This window comes from Citricoccus sp. GCM10030269 (assembly GCF_042665635.1).
Taxonomy (GTDB): domain Bacteria; phylum Actinomycetota; class Actinomycetes; order Actinomycetales; family Micrococcaceae; genus Citricoccus.
On sequence record NZ_JBHTCV010000005.1, the window covers coordinates 839,704 to 854,138 of the forward strand.

The 14,435-nt window shown below is 67.6% G+C and carries 15 protein-coding genes; 3 read left to right on the forward strand and 12 right to left on the reverse strand.

The window, feature by feature from the left end; genetic code table 11:
- Positions 1-12 precede the first annotated feature (12 nt).
- The 5 genes from ACFQQD_RS11005 to ACFQQD_RS11025 are packed head-to-tail and all read right to left on the reverse strand — an operon-like array spanning position 13 to position 2,980.
- Positions 13-168 carry a hypothetical protein gene (locus ACFQQD_RS11005; RefSeq protein WP_378089224.1) on the reverse strand — a complete coding sequence of 52 codons (156 nt, stop codon included), beginning with the start codon at positions 166-168 and terminating at the stop codon, positions 13-15.
- Positions 168-809 (reverse strand): imidazole glycerol phosphate synthase subunit HisH, encoded by a 642-nt coding sequence (hisH, locus tag ACFQQD_RS11010; protein ID WP_378089226.1) that lies wholly within the window; start codon positions 807-809, stop codon positions 168-170. The genes ACFQQD_RS11005 and hisH overlap by 1 nt, the downstream gene beginning before the upstream one ends.
- The gene (gene hisB / locus ACFQQD_RS11015) at positions 809-1,426 is read right to left on the reverse strand and encodes an imidazoleglycerol-phosphate dehydratase HisB (protein ID WP_378089228.1); all 618 of its coding nucleotides are present in this window, start codon (positions 1,424-1,426) and stop codon (positions 809-811) included. Before hisB ends, hisH begins: the two co-directional genes overlap by 1 nt.
- Before the next feature lie 6 nt (positions 1,427-1,432).
- On the reverse strand, positions 1,433-2,602 hold the full coding sequence (locus ACFQQD_RS11020) for a histidinol-phosphate transaminase (RefSeq protein WP_378089230.1): 1,170 nt from the start codon (positions 2,600-2,602) through the stop codon (positions 1,433-1,435).
- A 9-nt stretch (positions 2,603-2,611) separates the two neighbouring features.
- Positions 2,612-2,980 carry a LysM peptidoglycan-binding domain-containing protein gene (locus ACFQQD_RS11025; protein ID WP_378089232.1) on the reverse strand — a complete coding sequence of 123 codons (369 nt, stop codon included), beginning with the start codon at positions 2,978-2,980 and terminating at the stop codon, positions 2,612-2,614.
- Positions 2,981-3,172: 192 nt separating this feature from the next.
- Between ACFQQD_RS11025 and lexA the strand changes: the two genes are divergently transcribed.
- Entirely contained in the window at positions 3,173-3,913 is a 741-nt protein-coding gene (gene lexA, locus ACFQQD_RS11030) for a transcriptional repressor LexA (protein ID WP_378089234.1), read from the forward strand.
- Positions 3,914-3,918: 5 nt separating this feature from the next.
- Entirely contained in the window at positions 3,919-4,794 is an 876-nt protein-coding gene (locus ACFQQD_RS11035; RefSeq protein WP_378089236.1) for a hypothetical protein, read from the forward strand.
- A 15-nt stretch (positions 4,795-4,809) separates the two neighbouring features.
- Here the strand turns inward: ACFQQD_RS11035 and ACFQQD_RS11040 are convergent, their stop codons facing one another.
- Both ACFQQD_RS11040 and hflX read right to left on the reverse strand, forming a co-directional pair.
- Positions 4,810-6,888, reverse strand: coding sequence for an ATP-dependent DNA helicase (locus tag ACFQQD_RS11040; RefSeq protein WP_378089238.1), 2,079 nt, complete (start codon positions 6,886-6,888; stop codon positions 4,810-4,812).
- Complete coding sequence (gene hflX / locus ACFQQD_RS11045) at positions 6,885-8,456, reverse strand: GTPase HflX (RefSeq protein ID WP_378089240.1); 1,572 nt, start codon at positions 8,454-8,456, stop codon at positions 6,885-6,887. The genes ACFQQD_RS11040 and hflX overlap by 4 nt, the downstream gene beginning before the upstream one ends.
- 264 nt (positions 8,457-8,720) lie before the next feature.
- Between hflX and ACFQQD_RS11050 the strand changes: the two genes are divergently transcribed.
- Positions 8,721-9,356: a class I SAM-dependent methyltransferase gene (locus tag ACFQQD_RS11050; RefSeq protein ID WP_378090106.1), complete on the forward strand. Its 636-nt coding sequence runs from the start codon at positions 8,721-8,723 to the stop codon at positions 9,354-9,356.
- Between the two features lie 15 nt (positions 9,357-9,371).
- On the opposite strand, the gene dapF is transcribed toward ACFQQD_RS11050, so the two are convergent.
- From dapF to recA, 5 genes are read right to left on the reverse strand one after another with little or no spacing between them, the layout of a single operon-like run.
- Positions 9,372-10,325, reverse strand: a complete 954-nt coding sequence (gene dapF / locus ACFQQD_RS11055; RefSeq protein ID WP_378089242.1) for a diaminopimelate epimerase — start codon at positions 10,323-10,325, stop codon at positions 9,372-9,374.
- Positions 10,322-11,254: a tRNA (adenosine(37)-N6)-dimethylallyltransferase MiaA gene (gene miaA, locus ACFQQD_RS11060; protein ID WP_378089245.1), complete on the reverse strand. Its 933-nt coding sequence runs from the start codon at positions 11,252-11,254 to the stop codon at positions 10,322-10,324. Before miaA ends, dapF begins: the two co-directional genes overlap by 4 nt.
- A complete protein-coding gene (miaB, locus tag ACFQQD_RS11065; protein WP_378089247.1) occupies positions 11,251-12,732 on the reverse strand; it encodes a tRNA (N6-isopentenyl adenosine(37)-C2)-methylthiotransferase MiaB in 1,482 nt (493 codons plus the stop codon). The genes miaA and miaB overlap by 4 nt, the downstream gene beginning before the upstream one ends.
- Positions 12,733-12,741: 9 nt before the next feature.
- Positions 12,742-13,341: a regulatory protein RecX gene (locus ACFQQD_RS11070; RefSeq protein WP_378089249.1), complete on the reverse strand. Its 600-nt coding sequence runs from the start codon at positions 13,339-13,341 to the stop codon at positions 12,742-12,744.
- The gene (gene recA, locus ACFQQD_RS11075) at positions 13,341-14,405 is read right to left on the reverse strand and encodes a recombinase RecA (RefSeq protein WP_378089251.1); all 1,065 of its coding nucleotides are present in this window, start codon (positions 14,403-14,405) and stop codon (positions 13,341-13,343) included. Before recA ends, ACFQQD_RS11070 begins: the two co-directional genes overlap by 1 nt.
- Between the last annotated feature and the right edge of the window lie 30 nt (positions 14,406-14,435).

Genomic DNA, 14,435 nt, shown 5'->3' on the forward strand with positions numbered 1-14,435 from the left:
GGCAAGTGGGGGCTAAAGAGCCAGCACGATGCCGGCCACCACGGCCAGCACAGCGCAGAGGACGAAGCCGATCTGGGTCCACAGCGGAAACTCTTGCTTCCGCAGCGACCAGGCGCCGCCGAGCAGCAGTCCGCCCAGCGCAATCAGCAGGGTGGTCCAATAGGGCATCAGAGAGTGCCCAGCCAATTGGTGAGCAACTGCATTCCGGCGTCGCCGGACTTCTCCGGGTGGAATTGGGTGGCGGCCAACGGACCGTTCTCCACGGCGGCCACGAAATCGGCGCCGTGGTTGGCCCACGTCACCTTCGGCGGAACCATGCTGCTGTGGGTCTGATCGAAATCCCACCCCAGCACCCCGTACGAGTGCACGAAGTAGAACCGCTCGTCCTCGAGGCCGCGGAACAGCTCAGAGCCCTCGGCCGGACGGACCGTGTTCCACCCCATGTGCGGGACGATGTCCGCCGGCAGCGCCTCCACGACGCCGGGCCACTCCCCCATGCCCTCGGTACGCACGCCGTGCTCCACACCGGCCTCGAATAGGATCTGGTGGCCCACACAGATGCCGAGCACTGGACGCCCACCGGCCACGCGGCGGCCGATCCAGCGGGGCGCACCCAAGGCCTGGAGGGATTCCATCACGGACTGGAAGGCCCCGACGCCGGGCACCACGAGACCGTCGGCGTTCATCACCGCATCCGGGTCGGCGGTGAGCTCTGCATCAGCCCCGGCGCGTTGCACGGCGCGCAGGGCCGAGTGCGTGTTGCCGGAGCCGTAGTCGAGGACGGCCACGACCGGTCGAGAAACAGCCATCACAGGGCTCCCTTCGTGGACGGCACCCCGGTCACCCGCGGATCATCTTCCACGGCAGCGCGGAGCGCTCGGGCGAATGCCTTGAACTGAGCCTCCACGATGTGGTGGGGATCCCGGCCGCGGACGAGGTCCATGTGCAGGCAGATCGAGGCATGGTACGTGATCGCCTCGAAGATGTGGCGCGTCATGGACCCGGTAAAGTGCCCGCCAATGAGGTGATACTGCTGTCCTTCGGGCTCGCCCTGGTGGACGAGGTACGGCCGGCCGGAGACGTCGACGACGGCGCGCGCCAGGGCCTCGTCCAGCGGCACCGAGGCCTCGCCGAAGCGGCGGATGCCCCGCTTGTCGCCCAACGCCGTCTTGAGTACCTCACCGAGCGTGATGGCGACGTCCTCGACGGTGTGGTGCACGTCGATCTCCACGTCCCCGGTGGCCCGGACGGAGAGGTCGATCTGCGAGTGCCGGGACAACGCCGTGAGCATGTGGTCATAGAACGGCACGGAGGTCGAGATCTCCGAGGTGCCGGTTCCGTCCAGATTCATCTCGACGTAGACATCGGATTCACTGGTGGTGCGCTGCATCCGGGCTGTGCGTCCGGAGATCAGCTCTGCGCCCATGGCGGCTCAGCTCCTCGCTGGTCGATCAGTGGTGGGGAACGGTTGTGGGGACCGGTGGTCCAGTCTACCGATCACGTCGGCCATGGCGTCGAGAAAGGCCGTGGTCTCCGCCTCGGTCCCGGCCGTGACGCGCAAGTGGTGCGGGATGCCGACGTCGCGCACCAGGACTCCGCGATCCAGCAATGCCTGCCAGGTGGCGTGGGCGTCATCCAGTCCACCGAAGAAGACGAAGTTCGAATCCGAGACCGCTGGCTCGAGGCCGATACCCTTGAGCCCCTCGACGATCCGGTCGCGCTGGCGCTTGATGTCCTCCACGTTCTCCAGCAGCACCCCGTAGTGCTCCAGGGCGGCGATGGCGGTCGCCTGCGTGACAGCGGAGAGGTGATACGGCAGTCGGACCAGCCGCAACGCGTCGGAGACCTCGGGGGCGGCGGCGAGGTAACCCAAGCGGGCTCCAGCCAGGGCGAATGCCTTGGACATGGTGCGGGTGACCACCAAGCGCGGCCGTCCCGGCAGCAGTGACAGCGCTGATTCGGTTCCAGCCAGGGCGAATTCCGCGTAGGCCTCGTCCACGATGACCATGCCTTTGAATGACTCGGTGGCGGCGTAGACCGCCTCGACGACGTCCAGGCCCAAGGCTGTGCCGGTCGGGTTGTTGGGCGAACACAGCAAGACAAGATTCGGCTCACGCTCCGCCACCTGAGCCGCAGCCGATTCGGCCGTCAGCGAGAATCCCGGTCCGCGCAGCCCAGACAGATACGAGGTGTCCGTCCCCGCGGCGAGCAAGGGATACATCGAGTAGGTGGGGGGAAAGCTCATCACCGTGCGCCCCGGGCCGCCGAACGCCTGCAGCAACTGCTGGAGGATCTCGTTGGAACCATTGGCTGCCCAGACGTGGTTCTCGGTCAGCCCGTACCCCAGATATTCGGCCAACCGCTGGCGCAGTCCGGTGAACTCTCGGTCCGGATAGCGATTGAGGCTGGATGCAGCTTGGGTGACGGAATCACGGATGGCCGCCACGACCTCGTCCGGCACCGGATGGGTGTTCTCGTTGGTGTTCAACGTGACGGGCACATCCAACTGCGGAGCACCGTAGGGACTCAGTCCGCGCAGGTTCTCTCGCAACGGTAGTGCGGCCAGGGCATCTGGCGTGGAGGGGGCGTCCGAATAACTCACCGACCCATTCTAGTTGGCCGCAGACGACACCGGCACGAACAGCACCTGTCCGGGCTGGAGCTCGGATCCGTTGAGGTCGTTCAACTCACCGATGCGCAGAATGGTCTCGTTCCGGGGTGCCTCCGGTGCCGTTCGCCCGGCGATCGTCCACAACGTGTCCCCGTAGTTCACGGTCACCGACTCGACCGCGGTACCGCCCGCGCCGTCCGAGGCCGCCGCGGGCGCCATGCTGTTGGCGCCGAAGAAGACGGCCGCAGCTGCTGCAAGTGCGGCCACGAGGAGCACGGGGATGCCGAGGAAGAGAAGGCGGCCACGGCGATTCAGGTGGAATCCGGTGAAGCCGGCGGTGCTGGTCGATGCTGATGCTGCAGTGCTCATGCTCTTCTGCCTTTCCGCCCGGCGATCGGGCCACCTAGAACGTGTGTTCGAGTGCTCTGTGTTCATGTCTAGCACGCCTGTTCGAAACACGCCAAGAAAAATTCGAACATATCTTTGAATCGACGATCCGACTCCGGTACCGTCAGAAGCACTCCACCAAGCCCGACGGACACGATAAGAACGGATGGTCGTATGGCCCCCCGGAACGCCTCTCCCGAACCGGCATCCCCGCACGAGCCGAGCGTCCGCCCCCTGACGGCACGCCAGCGGACGATTCTCGCCTCCATCCGCACAGCCATCTCCGAACACGGCTATCCGCCGTCCATGCGAGAGATCGGCGATGCCGCCGGCTTGGCCTCACTGTCCTCGGTCACCCACCAGCTCGGTCAGTTGGAGCGGATGGGATACCTGCGCAAAGATCCGGGACGCCCGCGCGCCATGGAGGTGCTGCTTGACGAGAACGGTGTGGCGCTGAACGCGGACCTTCAGCCGTTGGAGTCACCTGCTGCTGACCACACCGCGACCGTGGCCACCCTGCACACCGGCGCCTCCGAGGGCGATGCCGTGCCCGTTCCGCTCGTGGGCCGGATCGCCGCCGGTGGACCGATCCTGGCCGACCAGCAGGTGGAGGACGTCATGTCGCTCCCCCGCCAGCTCACCGGTGAGGGCGAACTGTTCATGCTGAAGGTCTCGGGCGATTCCATGGTGGACGCGGCGATCTGCGACGGCGACTGGGTCGTGGTGCGGCAGCAGAAGAACGCACAGAACGGGGACATCGTGGCCGCACTTCTGGACGACGAGGCGACCGTGAAGACCTTCCGCCAGCGTGACGGTCACACGTGGCTGCTCCCGCAGAACTCTGCGTATGAGCCGATCCTCGGAGATGACGCCACCGTGATGGGCAAGGTCGTCACCGTCCTGCGAGCCCTCTGACGCCAGTGAATCTCCGTCCTTTTCCGTCGGGAATCCGCGTCGCGGACGCCGAGGAGTTCGTGTTCACCCACGGCCGGCTCCTGGAGCGGCGTCGGATCGAACTCCTCTTGCACGGCGGCGGTCACGAGGGCGTCCTGGCCGCCTTGGGGGCCCATCGGAATCCCGACGGCGGGTTCGGCCATGCGCTGGAGCCGGACGTGCGCTCTCCGCGCAGTGAACCCCTCTCGACGCTGGCGGCACTGGACCTGATGGCGGGATGGGGGCTCGTCGATCATCCGTGGGTCAGAGCCGGCCTCGAGTGGGCGGCCTCCATCGCCGAACAGGACGGGTCCATCCCCTTCGTGACGACCCCGTCCTTGGAATGGCCACACGCACCGTGGGTGACCGCTGCCCCCGGAGGCTCCCACCTGACCTTCGGTTTTGCCGCGGCCGCGCTCTTGACCGGTTTCACGGGCGGCTGGTCAGCCGCAGCGGCGGACTGGTGCCGTCATCGTCTCTCCACGAGCGGGAGTCTGCCGGCGTACGAGTCCAAGTACGCATTGCGCTATCTCGCGGCGGATCCGTCGCTGTCCCGCCCCGTGCTGGATTCACTCCGTGCACGGCTGGAGACGGACGGAGCCCTTCCCGTCGAGGGCGGAGCTGCGGACGAGAAGATCCTGCCACTGGACCTGCTGCACAACCCCTGGCAGGTTCCCTATCCCTCAGATCTGCCCGAGAGACTGCTGCCCCGCGATGCCCTCGTGGCTGATCGTTACCGACTGGCGTCCGGCCAGCGGCCCGACGGGGGCTGGACCGTGGATTGGCCCGCGTGGAGCCCGGCTCAGGGTCTCGAATGGCGGGCCATCCGCACCGTCGAGGCCCTCGAGGTGCTGCAGTCCTGATCACTCCTGACGGCGTCAGTCGCCGGCCTTGTGGAGTCGTGACAGCACCCCGCGCACCACGGCGGGATCGGTGGTCGGCCAGAACTCGGGCAGGGTCGAACGCAGGAACGAACCGTACCGTTCACTCGCCAGCCGGGAGTCCAGCACGGCAACCACACCGCGGTCGGTTCCGGTCCGAATGAGCCGGCCGGCTCCCTGGGCCAGGCGGACGGCGGCGTGAGTGGCCGAGACGGCCATGAATCCGTTTCCACCGTGACGGCTGATGTCACGGGACCGCGCCGTGGCCAGCGGATCGTCGGGCCGCGGAAACGGAATCCGGTCGATGACCACCAGGCGACACGCGTCGCCCGGCACGTCGACTCCCTGCCACAGGCTCATCGTCCCGAACAGGCAGGTGTCCCTCTCCTCGGCGAACTGCCGCACCAAGGCGCTGAGGGTGGTGTCCCCCTGACACAGGATGGTCGGCTTCGGGCCCAGACGCGTGCGCATCTCGGCCGCCGCATCCTCGGCGGCACGTTTGGAGGAGAACAGGCACAGCGCGCCGCCACCGGAGGCGCTCAAGAGGGCCTCGAGTTCGTCGTAGCTCTCCGGCGCGGCGAAGCGCCCCGGCTTCGGCAAGTGGCGGGCCACGTAGAGGACTCCTTGCCGCGGATAGTCGAAGGGGCTGCCGACGTCGATGGCGGTCCACCGTGGCGCGCCGTCACCGAGCAGACCGAGGGACCCAGCCACCGGGTTGAATGATTCGCCGATCGCGAGGGTTGCGGAGGTCAAGACGGCGGTCGCCTGACCGAAGAGTCCTTCGCGGAGCTTCCCCGCCACGGACAAGGGAGCCACATAGAGCACCGGGGCAGCCGACTCGTCCCCGGGCACCCATCCGGTCCCGGGCTCGAAATGGCCGGGACGAGAGGCCCACAGCACCTCCGGGTGTGAGGTCTCCGGCACGGCGTCCAGCATCCGCTCGGCGACGTCGAGGACCTCCTGCATGCGGGAACGCGCCATCTGGCGGCCGCCGTCGGCGCCGGAGTCCGAGGAGCCCCCGCTGGGTTTGGAATCACTCAGTCCCTGCCGGGCCGCGTCCCGCACGGCACGCAGAGCGTTCTGCTGCACCTCGTCCGGGCCTCGCGGTACCAGCCCGGTCGGTGTGGCGGTGAACGCGGCGTCCAGGGCCACACCGGCCTGCATCAACGGCTCAACGGCGATGGCCGTGTGTTTCCGGGCCGAGGCCGCCGCTGCCTGGACGATGCCACCGGACAGTTGTCCGGTCACGGCTCCGGTCACCCGGTCTTGGAGCTCATGGGCCTCGTCCACCACCACGGCGTCATACTCGGGCAGCACGGCCAGTCCCTCGAAGGCGCTGATGGCCAGCATGGCGTGATTGGTCACCACCACGTCGGCCTCACCGGCCTGGCTACGAGCCTTCTCCGAGAAGCACTCTGCGGCCATCGGGCACTTCTGGGCGCCCAGACAGTCGACGGCGGAGACCGAGACCTGGCGCCAGGCGCGGTCGGTGACACCCGGGTCCAAGTCGTCCCGGTCTCCGGTGTCGGTCTCCTCCGCCCAGCTGCGCAGACGCAGGACTTCGCGGCCCAGCGGACTGCTCGGGCCGCTGTCACCGGCGGACAGGACGTCGCCGTCGTCGGCCAGACCGAACAGCGTCTGACCGTCCTCCTCCGGGAAGCCGCCCTCGATCTTGTGCTTGCACAGATAGTTCGAGCGCCCCTTGACCAGCGCGACGGACATCTCTCGGGGCAGCTCGTTCTCCAAGGCCGTCAACAGTTTCGGCGCGTCCCGCCGCATGATCTGCGCCTGCAGGGCGAGCGTCGCGGTGGCCACGACCACGGGCTGGTCGGCCTCGAGGGCGTGCTGCAGCGCCGGGATCAGGTAGGCCAACGACTTGCCGGTGCCGGTGCCGGCCTGGACGAGCAGGTGGTGGCCCGTTTCGAGGGAGCGCATCACCTCGACGACCATGCGCCGCTGACCTTCGCGGTGCTGACCGCCGGTGGCCTCGACGGCGGCGTCCAGCAGGCGCAGGGCCTCCCGTTCGCCGTCGGTGCGGGGCTCGGCGACGGCGACGTCCTGGACCGTCTCCGTCATGCTTCGGCGCGCTCCTGTCCGCCAGCGGACTCACGGACGGCGAACCGGCGCAGGTCGTCGGCGATGTCCTCCCGCACCAGCACTCGCAGACGCGTTCCCTCGGCTTCATAGCTTTCGGAGATGATGTCCGCGTCGGGTGAATGCAGCCTCGAGACCACCTCACCGTGAGTGAACGGGATCAGCAGATCCAGGGCCACATTCGGTCGAGGAATGGCGTCCGCGATGGCTTGCTGCAGTTCCTCGATGCCCTCGCCGGTCCGGGCCGAGACCACCACGGAACGCGGTTCGCGTTGGCGCAGCCGGGCCAAGACCACGGGGTCGGCGGCGTCGGCCTTGTTCAGCACCACGATCTCGGGGATCTGACGAGCATCGACGTCCGCCAGCACGGTCCGCACCGCGGCCAGCTGCCCCTCGGGATCCGGGTGGGCGGCGTCGACGACGTGCAGGATCACATCGGCATCGGCCACCTCTTCGAGGGTGGAGCGGAAGGCCTCCACCAAGTGCGTCGGCAGCGACCGCACGAAGCCCACGGTGTCGGAGAGGGTGTAGCCGATACCGTCCGGAGTGGCGGACTTGCGCACGGTCGGGTCCAAGGTGGCGAACAGGGCGTTCTCCACAAGGACTCCAGCGTGCACGAGCCGGTTGAGCAGCGAGGACTTCCCCGCGTTGGTGTACCCGGCGATGGCCACGGACGGCACCCGGTGACGACGGCGGTTCGCCCGCTTGGTCTCGCGGGCCGGCTTCATCGCGGCGATTTCCCGCCGCAGTTTGGCCATCCGGGTCCGGATGCGGCGCCGGTCCAGCTCGATCTTGGTCTCACCGGGACCGCGCGAGCCGATGCCCTCACCTCCGGCGGCGCGACCGCCGGCCTGACGGGACATCGAGTCACCCCAACCACGCAGACGTGGCAACAGGTACTCGAGCTGGGCGAGCTCCACTTGGGCCCGGCCCTCACGTGAGGTGGCGTGCTGCGCGAAGATGTCCAGGATCAGGGCGGTCCGGTCGATGACCTTGACCCGGACGACGTCCTCCAGGGAACGACGCTGGGAGGGAGCCAACTCGGAGTCGACGATCACGGTGTCCGCGCCCGTCACGGCGACGATGTCCCGCAGTTCCTCGGCTTTGCCCTTGCCGAGGAACGTGGCGGGGTCGGGATTCTGGCGACGCTGGATGACACCGTCGAGCACCTCGGAACCCGCGGTCTCGGCGAGCGCCGCGAGTTCGCGCAGGGAGTTCTCGGCATCCTCGACAGTGCCCTCGGTCCAGATGCCCGCCAGCACGACGCGTTCGAGGCGCAGCTGCCGGTACTCGACCTCGGACATGTCCTCCAGCTCGGTGGACAGACCGTTGATGCGTCGCAGGGCCTGGCGTTCGGCCAGTTCGAATTGGTCGCCGTCGGCGTCCGTGTGTCCGTCGCCGCCGTTTGCGAGCGCCAGTGCTCGGCCGGAGGTGGCGGTGGTGCCGGTGGTACGAGGGCTGGCCGCATCGGCAGCCAGGATCCGGTCGATGACGTCCTGGATCTGATTCTCGTCCGGTCCGGCGGCGTTTTCGTGGGAGTTCTCGGTCATGGTCTCCTTGGAAGAGGCGTGTTCTCTAGGGTAGTCGGTGGTCGGGAACGCCGACGACGGCCGACGAAGCGGCCCACAGGCTGACAAGAGACTGGAGTCGGGCGGTGGCCCGGAAAAGGATGAAATGAGACAGACGCGCCATCAACCCGCTAGCGGGGAAGCGCAGTCCATAGCGCGAATCAGCGCAGGAAAATCCACATGCAAACCAGTATAGGGCTCGTGTCAAGTCGAGTGGGCACCGAATCCCGGTAGCATCGAGCGGTGATGGACTCTGCACGCGATTCCCCGCACTACTTCTCGGCCGAACCGGCCGGTCCCGAACAACGACGCCGGCTCGAGGTCACGTTGGCCGGGCGCTCGGTGACCGTCGAGACCGCTCCGAGCATCTTCTCTCCCGACGGGGTGGACAAGGGCACCGCGGCCATGTTGCGCACGGTCCCGGAGCCGCCGTCGTCGGGCGCGTTTCTGGACATCGGTTGCGGCTGGGGGCCATTGGCCCTGACCTTGGGACTGTTGTCTCCAGAAGCGGAGATCACGGCCGTTGAGGTCAACGACCGTGCCGCCCGGCTGTGCCGGGACAACGCCGCTCGGCTGGAGCTCCGCCATATCTCCGTGCAGCGTCCGGAGGAGGTGCCGCCGGAGCGCACCTTCGATCTGATCTGGTCCAACCCGCCGATCCGCGTGGGCAAGGAGGCGCTGCATGCCCTGTTGCTCACCTGGCTGCCGCGGTTGGTTCCGGGTGGAGAGGCCTACCTGGTGGTGCAGAAGAACCTGGGGGCCGACTCCCTGCTTCCCTGGATCGAGAAGGCCCTCGAGGAGCGTCATCCCGGCGCGTTCACGGCATCGCGATTCGGCACCGAGAAGGGGTTTCGGATCCTGCGGGTTCAGCGAACCCTCTGACGATCGCAGAGAACCTCACAACACCGTGACGTCGGCGACCAGCTCGGCCGGCCCGGACAGGACCACGCGCTCCGATCCGTCCGGCTGAGGGACGAAGTCCACGCCGACGGTCCCCCCGGGCAGACCGACCTGCCACGTCAGCGCCTGATCCTGGCCGGACCAGATGCGCACGGCAGTGGCCGCGGCACAGGCGCCGGTACCACAGGCCATCGTCTCCCCCACTCCGCGTTCGTGCACGCGCATGTCCAGGCGGCCGACTCCGTCCAGGAACAGCGGGTCGGCGGCCACCACGAATTCCACGTTGGTGCCGTTCGGCGGGACGGGGTCCACATTGGGCTGTCTGGTCAGGTCCAGGTTCTCCAGGTCCGCGGCCTCGGAGAGAGCGACCACGGTGTGGGGATTGCCCATCGACAGGCTCAGCCCCGGCCGCGGGTCCGTCAGCCCGGCGGTCAGCACGAGGGAGTCCGAGGCCCGCTCGAGAGCGAGTTCGGGATCGATGTAGCTCCACGGGCCCATGTCCGTCGCGTAGCCGCCGTCGAAGCGGGTGACCGTCCGGAGGCCGGCCCGGGTCCCGATGGTGAGGGATTCTCCCTCGGCCAGCGAGACGAGTCCGCGCTGGACGAGGTAGTGCACGAAGACACGGACCCCATTGCCACACATCTCGGCGACGGAACCATCGGCGTTGCGGTAGTCCATGAACCAGGTGGCCTCGGGGTGATCGGCGAGCAGATCTCGGCCTTCGATGAGGTGCGTGGACTCCACGACCCGGATCAGTCCATCGGCACCGAGACCGAAGTGCCGATCGCAGAGCGCCTCAACGTGGTCCGGGGAGAGCTCCGTGGAACCGTCGGGATCGTGGACGAGCACGAAATCATTGCCGGTGCCGTGACCTTTGGTCAAGGTGAGTCCGGACAGCTGGTCGAAGGCGGTCCGCAGGCGGTCGGGGTCCTGGGCGATCGGCGCGGTCATGGTGACAGTCTAGGCGGAGAAGATCTCTCCAGGTGAGCCAGCACATCCTCGGTCACACCGGGCTTCGTGGGGTCAAACCAGGTGACCCGCGGGTCGGCACGGAACCAGGTGAGCTGACGCCGGGCGAAACGGCGGGTGGCCGTGACGGTGTTCTCCCTGGCCCGCTCCACGTCCACCTCCCCGTCCAGGACCCGGAGGAACTGGGCGTAGCCGATGGCCCGGGAAGCGGTCTTGCCGCGGCGCAGTCCGACCGCGTCCAACGCGCGGACCTCCTGGAGCAGACCGGCGCGCTCCATGGTCTCGACCCGCGTGCGAAGCCGCTCGTGGAGTTGTGCCCGGTCCAGGTCGAGCCCGATCTGGACCGTGGGCCGCAGATAGCTCCGCTGCGGAAGGTAGGAGGCGAAGGTCCGGCCGGTGAGCTCGTAGACCTCCAGCGCCCGGACCAGACGGCGAGTGTCCCCCAGACGCTCGGCGCTGGCAGGGTCGACCGCCCGGAGCCGCTCGCGCAGGCCCTCGACGCCCAGCTCGTCGGCCAGGGTTTCAAAGCGGCGCCGGACGGCCGGGTCCGTGGGCGGGAACTCGAGCTCGTCCACGGCCGCCCGGACGTACAGTCCCGAGCCGCCCACGAGCACCGGAAGCTTCCCGCGGGACTGAAGATCGGCGATCGTGGCGTGGGCCTCGGCCTGGAACCGCGCCACGGAGGCCTCCTCGGTCACCTCGAGGATGTCGAGCAGGTGGTGTGGGATCCCGCGCCGCTGATCGACCGGCAGCTTGGCGGTGCCGATGTCCATCCCACGGTAGAACTGCAGGGCATCGGTGTTGACGATCTCCCCGTCCAGGCGCTCGGCGAGTTCGACGGCCAGGTCCGACTTTCCCGTCCCTGTGGGCCCGACGACGGCGATGACCGGCCGCTGGTCGGCCTCGGTCACGTAGCCCGCAGGGACGGCATGCCGAGACTGACCCCGGAGCCGGCGGAGGTGCCACAGGATTCAGCCTGGGCGAGGTCCCAGGCGTCCCCGGCACGAGAGCGCCGCAGTCGATAGTCCTCGGGCGCCGGATCGGCCACCAGGTGATAGGGATGTGTCTCGGTGACGGTCACGGTGACGAAGTCTCCGGGCCGCGGTTGCTCCTGACCGGCGGGGACGCTGAAGTGCACGAGCCGATGATCCGGCGCGCGTCCCGCTAACCGACCCGTTTCCGCGCCCTTGCTGCCGGACTGCTCGGTGACCAACAGCTCCTGCCTGGTGCCCTTCAAGCGAGTGCTCTCCTCGGCACTGATCCGGTCCTGCAGCGCGGTCAGACGCTCGAAGCGCTCTTGCACGACGGTCTTCGGAATCTGGTTCTCCATCTCACCGGCGGGGGTGCCGGGACGAATCGAATACTGGAAGGTGTATGCCGAGGCGAATCGGGAGGCCTCCACCACATCCAGGGTGTCCTGGAAATCCTGCTCGGTCTCTCCCGGGAAGCCGACAATGATGTCCGTGGTGACAGCCGCGTGCTGCATACGCTCCCGGACGCGCTCCAGGATGCCCAGGAACTTCTTCGAACGGTAGGACCGGCGCATGCTCTTGAGAATGGTGTCCGACCCGGACTGCAAGGGCATGTGCAGTTGCGGCATCACGTTGGGCGTCTCGGCCATCGCGTCGATGACGTCGTCGGTGAAGGACGCCGGGTGGGGGCTGGTGAACCGCACCCGCTCCAGGCCCTCGATGGATCCGCATGCACGCAGCAGCTTGGCGAAGGCGCCGCGGTCGCCGAACTCGACACCGTAGGTGTTCACGTTCTGTCCCAGCAGCGTGACTTCCACGACTCCGGTGTCCACCAGGGCCTGAATCTCGGCCAGGATGTCTCCGGGCCGACGGTCCTTCTCCTTGCCGCGCAGTGACGGCACGATGCAGAAAGTGCATGTGTTGTTGCAGCCCACCGAGATGGAGACCCAGCCCGAGTACGGCGAGTCCCGCTTGGTCGGGAGGGTGGACGGGAAGGTCTCCAGGGACTCCAGGATCTCCAGCTCGGCCTGTTGATTGTGGCGAGAGCGCTCCAACAGCACCGGCAGTGAACCGATGTTGTGGGTTCCGAACACGACGTCGACCCAGGGGGCCTTCTCCACGATCGTCGCCTGGTCCTTCTGCGCCAGACAGCCGCCGACGGCGATCTGCATTCCGGGATGGCGATCCTTGACGGCGCGCAGGTTGCCCAGATTGCCGTAGAGCCGATTGTCTGCGTTCTCGCGGACGGCACAGGTGTTGAACACCACCAGGTCGGGCTCGGCACTCGGCTCGGCGGGGACGTATCCGGACGACTCCAGCAGGCCGGAGATGCGCTCGGAGTCGTGCACGTTCATCTGGCAGCCGTACGTGCGGACGTGGTAGGTCCGTTCGCCGGGGGTCTGAGCGGTCGCAGTCACCGAAGCATTCTAGTCGTCGACGTCCTCGATATCATCCGCCGGACCGTCGGCCTCCTCGACGGCACCGATGACCTCTTTCACCACGCCAATGGCCATCCCCGGAGGATAACCCTTGCGCGCCAGCATGCCGGCCAGCCGCCGCACATGCTTCTCGCGTTCGGCGCGGTCCTCAGGAGAGCTGCCGGACGGAACAGCGCGGCCGCGGATCTTCCGCTCGACCAGCTCAGCAGCGGCCGCACGTTCGCTGTCTTCACTGATCTCGGCCAACGCCTGTTCAGCGGCCTCGCCACTGACGCCCTTCTGCTGCAGTTCGCGGCGCAGGGCACCACGAGCCAGGCCCTTGGTGCGGTGGCGAGTCCGGACGAAGGTCTCGGCGTACGCGGCGTCATTCACCAGGTTGACGTCCTCGAGACGGTCCAGCACCGCCGTCGCGACGTCCTCGGGCACATCCCGTTCGCGCAGGGTGTCCTCGAGTTGCTTGCGCGACTTCGGCGAGGCAGCGAGCTGGCGCAGCACGATCGTCCGCGCCACTTCCACAGCAGCCGGCTCGGGGTCCTCCGCGAGGTGCCCGGGAACATCCGGTACCGCGCGGAGATGGCGGGCGGCCATCACGCCGGGGAGTTGCCTGAGACCGCCCGCAGTTGTGGTTCGCCGGTCTCGGCCTCATCCTCAGGCACCACGCCGATGCCCAGTTTCTCCAGAATGCGGGTTTCGATCTCGTCGGCCAGATCCGGGTTGTCCTTGAGGAACCGGCGGGCGTTCTCCTTGCCCTGACCCAGCTGGTCGCCGTCATAGGTGAACCAGGCGCCGGACTTCTTGACGATGCCCTCTTCCACACCCATGTCGATGAGGCTGCCCTGACGGGAGATCCCCTCGCCGTAGATGATGTCGAACTCGGCCTGTTTGAACGGCGGAGCCATCTTGTTCTTCACGATCTTAGCGCGGGTCCGGTTGCCGACCGGATTGCCGCCTTCCTTCAGCGTCTCGATCCGGCGCACGTCGATCCGGACGGAGGCGTAGAACTTGAGCGCCTTGCCACCGCTGGTGGTCTCCGGGCTGCCGAAGAACACACCGATCTTCTCGCGCAGCTGGTTGATGAAGATGGCCGTGGTCTTGGACTGGGACAGCCGTCCCGTGATTTTGCGCAGCGCCTGGGACATCAGTCGAGCCTGCAGGCCGACGTGACTGTCTCCCATTTCGCCTTCGATCTCGGCCCGCGGCACCAATGCCGCGACGGAGTCGATGACCACGATGTCCAGCGAGCCCGAACCGACGAGCATGTCCATGATCTCCAGGGCCTGCTCACCGGTGTCCGGCTGGGACACCAACAGCGCGTCCGTGTCCACACCGAGCTTCTTGGCGTAGTCCGGATCCAGCGCGTGCTCGGCGTCGATGAAGGCCGCGATGCCGCCTTCACGCTGGGCATTGGCGACGGCGTGCAAGGCCACGGTGGTCTTGCCGGAGGACTCGGGGCCATAGATCTCCACGACGCGGCCGCGCGGCAGACCGCCGGTTCCCAGGGCCACGTCCAGGCCCACAGACCCGGTGGGGATCACCTGCGTGGGAGCGCGGACCTCATCCCCCAGCCGCATCACCGATCCCTTGCCGTACTGCTTGTCGATCTGGGCCATTGCGGCTTCCAGTGCCTTCTCGCGGTCAGTGGCTGGCGCCATGATTCACCCCTACGTGTGCTGGTGGTGGGC